At 62.8% G+C, this 1,378-nt stretch carries 2 protein-coding genes; both read left to right on the top strand.

Annotated elements, in window-relative coordinates; translation table 11 throughout:
* The coding region (locus EOA60_RS33055) for a helix-turn-helix domain-containing protein (protein ID WP_245502679.1) at positions 1 to 507 on the top strand (507 nt) is incomplete at its 5' end.
* Between the two features lie 175 nt (positions 508 to 682).
* The coding region (gene dnaN, locus EOA60_RS33050; RefSeq protein WP_128312625.1) for a DNA polymerase III subunit beta at positions 683 to 1,378 on the top strand (696 nt) is incomplete at its 3' end.

Here is a 1,378-nt window from a genome sequence, read left to right as displayed (position 1 = left end):
AAGCTGCGCCTTGCCACCGCCAAGATCGACGATACCTCGCTCGACATTTCGGATGAGATCCTCGATCACGTCGCCAGAACGGTGACGGGCAGCGGGCGCGAGCTCGAAGGCGCCTTCAACCAGCTTCTGTTTCGCCAGTCCTTCGAGCCGCAGATCACTATCGACCGCATCGACGAGATCCTCGGCCATATCTACCGCTCGGGCGAGCCGAAGCGGGTGCGTATCGAGGACATCCAGCGCATCGTGGCGCGCCACTATAACGTTTCGAAGACGGAACTGCTCTCAAACCGCCGCACGCGCACCATCGTCAAACCGCGGCAGGTAGCGATGTATCTCTCCAAGGTGATGACGCCGCGCTCGCTGCCGGAGATCGGACGCCGTTTCGGCGGCCGCGATCACACGACGGTTCTGCACGCCGTGCGCAAGATCGAGGATCTTTCCGGCGCCGACAACACGCTGGCACAGGAACTCGAACTGCTCAGAAGGCTGATCAACGAGCAGGCCTGAGCGCTTCGCCCGCTTTATCCCCAGAAAGCCCGCGCAACCGGCTGGAACCGGTGCCGCGGGCTTGCGTTTGCAGGGTTTTTACTGTCAGCTTACATAGATTCTGAGCTTTTCGGAGCTTTTGCGGGACGCCGCTGCCCGGTGACCCGCTCATTCATTGAAGCGAGCCTGTTTCGTCATGCGTGTTATCCTGGAACGATCCAATCTCCTGAAGTCCCTCAACCACGTCCATCGCGTGGTGGAGCGGCGCAACACCATACCGATCCTGTCGAATGTGCTGCTCAGCGCCGAGGGCGCCAGCCTGGAAATGAAGGCCACCGACCTCGACCTTGAAGTGACCGAAGCCACGCCGGCCAAGGTCGAGCGCGGCGGCGCGACGACGGTTCCGGCGCATCTGCTCTACGACATCGTGCGCAAGCTGGCCGACGGCGCCGAGGTGATGCTGAAGACCGACGAGGACGGCAACGCTATGACCGTCACGTCCGGGCGCTCCAGCTTCCGCCTGCAGTGCTTGCCGCAGTCCGATTTCCCGGAGCTTTCGGCCGGCTCCTTCTCGCACATCTTCCGGCTCGATTCGGTAGCGCTCAAGGGCCTGATCGAGAAGACGCAGTTCGCGATCTCGACCGAAGAGACGCGCTACTATCTCAACGGCATCTTCCTGCACACGCATGAGGCGGGCGGCAAGCTGAAGCTGCGCTCGGTCGCGACCGACGGGCACCGACTGGCGCGCGCCGAGATCGACGCGCCGGCAGGCTCCGAAGGCATGCCCGGCATCATCATCCCGCGCAAGACGGTGAGCGAGCTGCAGAAGCTGGTCGACGACCCTGATATCGCGGTGACGACGGAACTGTCGGATACCAAGATCCGCTTCACC

The organism is Mesorhizobium sp. M1A.F.Ca.IN.020.06.1.1 (genome assembly GCF_004023265.1).
In the GTDB taxonomy this organism is placed as follows: Bacteria; Pseudomonadota; Alphaproteobacteria; order Rhizobiales; family Rhizobiaceae; genus Mesorhizobium.
The sequence above is the reverse complement of the archived record's forward strand: the minus strand, read 5'-3'. Positions and strand labels throughout refer to the sequence as shown.